1 protein-coding gene, 2 tRNA genes and 3 rRNA genes (1 of these 6 running past the window's edge) are annotated in these 5,000 nt (G+C 53.4%); all 6 read left to right on the top strand.

The genetic code is table 11. The features are described 5' to 3' along the window. Window positions 1-813 (top strand): 16S ribosomal RNA (locus CJZ78_RS13120); it begins 673 nt to the left of the window's first position. A 243-nt stretch (window positions 814-1,056) separates the two neighbouring features. Then, window positions 1,057-1,130: transfer RNA gene (locus CJZ78_RS13115), tRNA-Ile, on the top strand. A 35-nt stretch (window positions 1,131-1,165) separates the two neighbouring features. Further along, window positions 1,166-1,238 (top strand) — tRNA-Ala (locus CJZ78_RS13110). Window positions 1,239-1,484: 246 nt separating this feature from the next. Next, window positions 1,485-1,673 (top strand): hypothetical protein, encoded by a 189-nt coding sequence (locus CJZ78_RS14105; RefSeq protein WP_158217096.1) that lies wholly within the window; start codon window positions 1,485-1,487, stop codon window positions 1,671-1,673. 79 nt (window positions 1,674-1,752) lie between these two features. After that, window positions 1,753-4,628: ribosomal RNA gene (locus CJZ78_RS13105) — 23S ribosomal RNA — on the top strand. A 139-nt stretch (window positions 4,629-4,767) separates the two neighbouring features. Next, a 5S ribosomal RNA gene (gene rrf / locus CJZ78_RS13100) occupies window positions 4,768-4,884 on the top strand. The 16S, 23S and 5S rRNA genes sit together here with 2 tRNA genes alongside, the layout of an rRNA operon. Window positions 4,885-5,000: the final 116 nt, after the last annotated feature.

Below are 5,000 nucleotides of genomic sequence, written 5' to 3'. Positions count from 1 at the left end.
CGCTCTGCTGGGCCATAACTGACGCTCATGGACGAAAGCCAGGGGAGCGAAAGGGATTAGATACCCCTGTAGTCCTGGCCGTAAACGATGAACACTAGGTGTCGGGGGAATCGACCCCCTCGGTGTCGTAGCCAACGCGTTAAGTGTTCCGCCTGGGGAGTACGCACGCAAGTGTGAAACTCAAAGGAATTGACGGGGGCCCGCACAAGCGGTGGAGTATGTGGTTTAATTCGATGCAACGCGAAGAACCTTACCAGGGTTTGACATCCTGCGAATCCCTTGGAAACTTGGGAGTGCCTTCGGGAACGCAGTGACAGGTGGTGCATGGCTGTCGTCAGCTCGTGTCGTGAGATGTTGGGTTAAGTCCCGCAACGAGCGCAACCCACGTCTTTAGTTGCCAGCATTTAGTTGGGCACTCTAGAGAGACCGCCGGTGATAAACCGGAGGAAGGTGTGGATGACGTCAAGTCATCATGCCCCTTACATCCTGGGCTACACACGTACTACAATGCTACGGACAAAGGGCAGCAAACTCGCGAGAGCTAGCAAATCCCATAAACCGTGGCTCAGTTCAGATCGTAGGCTGCAACTCGCCTACGTGAAGGAGGAATCGCTAGTAATCGCAGGTCAGCATACTGCGGTGAATACGTTCCCGGGCCTTGTACACACCGCCCGTCACACCATGGAAGTTGGCCACGCCCGAAGTCGTTACTCCAACCCGCAAGGGAGGAGGATGCCGAAGGTGGGGCTGATGACTGGGGTGAAGTCGTAACAAGGTAGCCGTACCGGAAGGTGCGGCTGGATCACCTCCTAACAGGGAGACAATACCTGATTGTGATGTCTGAGTATTTTTATTCTTAGACCATGATCCTGTCATCTCGAAGGTCGATCGGTACCTCAACTTGAGGGTGAGAGAAGGGCTGAGTAATCAGCTTGGAGACTTGCCATTCAATTTCAGTTCCTAAACTTTGTCTAGGTCACCCCACAGGGCCGTCAGCTTGTCTTGAAGCATTTGCTTTAAGGATATGTTTGACGTTACTGAGCGGTAGCAACTCCTGGGCCATTAGCTCAGGTGGTTAGAGCGCACCCCTGATAAGGGTGAGGTCCCTGGTTCAAGTCCAGGATGGCCCATTCACCGCCTGCTGAGCAGGCAGGACTTGATGGCTGGGGGTTTAGCTCAGTTGGTAGAGCGCCTGCTTTGCAAGCAGGATGTCAGCGGTTCGAGTCCGCTAACCTCCATCCAATGATGATGCTCTGCCCTCAGGCCATGCATGCTTGTAAGAGCGTGTGAGGTAAGGAGATCTGCTATTGTGTTGATCTAGATCGTTGTTCGCTGAAGATTTCAGCTTCTTTTCATTCTTGTCATATTCAAGGGTAAGTTGAAAAGACGCTGGATTCAACGCTGCCCTGGAGACAGGGCCGTTTGAATGTCAGCAGAACCTTGACAACTGCATAGTTGAAGTCTGGAAATAAAGCATCTCATGGATGCTTGATTCAGATCTGAAGTCAAGTCCAGCAATGGATGTGATGAAGGATGTGAATCAAGAAAATTCTATTGAGTTTTTAGAGCCGAGAGCTTCCAGTTTTCTTCTTTGTCCGCCGAGGATAAAGGAGTTTGATCCTGGCATTCAAACCGCAGCCAAGAGCCTGAGCAATCAGGTTCAAGCGTTGTAGGTGAATCCAGAGAGAATCGGTCTCAACAGCCGCAAGCGGATCGCAAGATCGCAGCTGATAAGGACTGGGAGTTGAAATTGGTCAAGCTACAAAGGGCTCACGGTGGATACCTTGGCACACAGAGGCGATGAAGGACGTGGTTACCTGCGATAAGTCTCGGGGAGCTGGAAACACGCTTTGATCCGGGAATTTCCGAATGGGGCAACCCTTAGAACGACCGCCTGAATCCATAGGGCGGAACGAGCCAACCCAGCGAACTGAAACATCTTAGTAGCTGGAGGAAAGGAAAGTAAAAACGACTCCCTAAGTAGCGGCGAGCGAACGGGGAAGAGCCTAAACCGATGGTTTCGACCATCGGGGTTGTGGGACAGCAACGTGGACCAACGGAGTTAGAAGAAGCGTTTGAATGGCGCGCCACAGAGGGTGAAAGCCCCGTATTCGAAAACAAAGTTGGCCTAGCTGTATCCCGAGTAGCACGGAGCACGTGAAATTCCGTGTGAATCTGCGAGGACCACCTCGTAAGGCTAAGTACTCCTGTGTGACCGATAGCGCAACAGTACCGCGAGGGAAAGGTGAAAAGAACCCCGGGAGGGGAGTGAAATAGAACATGAAACCGTGAGCTTACAAGCAATGGGAGCCCGACTGATCGGGTGACCGTGTGCCTGTTGAAGAATGAGCCGGCGACTTATAGGCACTGGCAGGTTAAACCGGGAATGGTGGAGCCATAGCGAAAGCGAGTCTGAATAGGGCGATCGTCAGTGTTTATAGACCCGAACCCGGGTGATCTAACCATGGCCAGGATGAAGCTTGGGTGATACCAAGTGGAGGTCCGAACCGACTGATGTTGAAAAATCAGCGGATGAGCTGTGGTTAGGGGTGAAATGCCAATCGAACCCGGAGCTAGCTGGTTCTCCCCGAAATACGTTGAGGCGTAGCGTCTAGTGCTCCAGCAGGGGGGTAAAGCCACCGTTTCGGTGCGGGCTGCGAGAGCGGTACCAAATCGAGACGAACTCTGAATACCCTGTGTGTAACTAGGCAGTCAGACTGTGGGGGATAAGCTCCATGGTCGAAAGGGAAACAGCCCAGACCGCCAGCTAAGGTCCCCAAATCAATGCTGAGTGATAAAGGAGGTGGGATTGCCCAGACAACCAGGAGGTTTGCCTAGAAGCAGCCATCCTCAAAGGAGTGCGTAATAGCTCACTGGTCGAGCGATCCTGCGCCGAAAATGAACGGGGCTAAGCATTGTACCGAAGCTGCGGATTAAACTTGTTTAATGGTAGGGGAGCGTTCCATGTGGGGTGAAGCGTTAGCGTAAGCGGGCGTGGACTGCATGGAAGTGAGAATGTCGGCTTGAGTAGCGAAAACATGGGTGAGAATCCCATGCCCCGAAACCCTAAGGGTTCCTCCGGCAGGCTCGTCCGCGGAGGGTTAGTCAGGACCTAAGGCGAGGCCGAAAGGCGTAGTCGATGGACAACAGGTCAACATTCCTGTACCTGTGATGTTTTGGGAAGGGGGACGGAGAAGGCTAGCCAAGCCAGATGTTGGTTACTGGTCCAAGCGTTCGAGGCGTTGAGAACCGGCGAAAACGGTTTGAGCTGAGGCGTGAGTGCGAGTTGCTACGGCAACGAAGTTGGTGACGTCAAGCTTCCAAGAAAAGCCCTATACCCGTTAAGGCATCATGGCCTGTACCCGAAACCGACACAGGTGGGGTGGTAGAGAATACCGAGGGGCGCGAGGTAACTCTCTCTAAGGAACTCGGCAAAATGGCCCCGTAACTTCGGGAGAAGGGGTGCCACCGCAAGGTGGTCGCAGTGAAGAGGCCCAGGCGACTGTTTACCAAAAACACAGGTCTCCGCTAAGTCGCAAGACGATGTATGGGGGCTGACGCCTGCCCAGTGCCGGAAGGTTAAGGAAGCTGGTCAGCGCAAGCGAAGCTAGCGACTGAAGCCCCGGTGAACGGCGGCCGTAACTATAACGGTCCTAAGGTAGCGAAATTCCTTGTCGGGTAAGTTCCGACCCGCACGAAAGGCGTAACGATCTGGGCGCTGTCTCGGAGAGAGGCTCGGCGAAATAGAATTGTCTGTGAAGATGCGGACTACGTGCACCCGGACAGAAAGACCCTATGAAGCTTTACTGTAGCTTGGTATTGTGCCCGGGCTCTCAATGCGCAGGATAGGTGGGAGGCTTTGATCATCGGCTTGCGGGTCGATGTGAGCCAACGGTGAGATACCACTCTTTGCGAGCTAGGGTTCTAACGGTCACCCGTTATCCGGGGACCGGACAGTATCAGGTGGGCAGTTTGACTGGGGCGGTCGCCTCCTAAAAGGTAACGGAGGCGCGCAAAGGTTTGCTCAGGCTGGTTGGAAATCAGCCGACGAGTGTAAAAGCAGAAGCAAGCTTGACTGTGAGACCTACAAGTCGAACAGGGAGGAAACTCGGCTTTAGTGATCCGACGGTTCTGCGTGGAAGGGCCGTCGCTCAACGGATAAAAGTTACTCTAGGGATAACAGGCTGATCTCCCCCAAGAGTTCACATCGACGGGGAGGTTTGGCACCTCGATGTCGGCTCATCGCAACCTGGGGCTGAAGTTGGTCCCAAGGGTTGGGCTGTTCGCCCATTAAAGCGGTACGCGAGCTGGGTTCAGAACGTCGTGAGACAGTTCGGTCCATATCCGGTGCATGCGCAGGAATATTGAGAGGATTTCTCCCTAGTACGAGAGGACCGGGAGGAACGCACCTCTGGTGTACCAGTTATCGTGCCAACGGTAAACGCTGGGTAGCCATGTGCGGAGTGGATAACCGCTGAAAGCATCTAAGTGGGAAGCCCACCTCAAGATGAGTATTCCCATGGCGTTAGCCAGTAAGGTCACGGGAAGAACACCCGTTGATAGGCTCTATGTGGAAGCGCAGTAATGCGTGAAGCAGAGGAGTACTAATAGACCGAGGGCTTGACCAAAACTCGAGCTCTAAAAGCTTTTTTCCAGGCGAAAGACATTCAGCTTTTCTTTTGAAGAGTTGGGAGTCTTTCTAGGCTATGCAGTTCTCAGGGTTCAACCTGGGAATGAAGAGAGGAGTCACCGAGAGGTGATTTCTATCCTGGTGTCCATGGCGCAGTGGAACCACTCCGATCCATCTCGAACTCGGTTGTGAAACGCTGCAGCGGCGACGATATTTGGGGGGCAGCCCCCTGAGAAAATAGCTCGATGCCAGGTAAAACCTTCATTCCATCTTCTGGTTGATCTGCTTTGGTTTCCTTTTGGAAGCCTGAAATCAGCGATCTCCCCTTGAAGCAGAAAGCCACCCCCCGGGGTGGCTTTTTTGTTGGGCG

Origin of the sequence: Synechococcus sp. 8F6 (assembly GCF_002252665.1) — a bacterium.
Taxonomy (GTDB): domain Bacteria; phylum Cyanobacteriota; class Cyanobacteriia; order PCC-6307; family Cyanobiaceae; genus Cyanobium_A.
The sequence above is the reverse complement of the archived record's forward strand: the minus strand, read 5'-3'. Positions and strand labels throughout refer to the sequence as shown.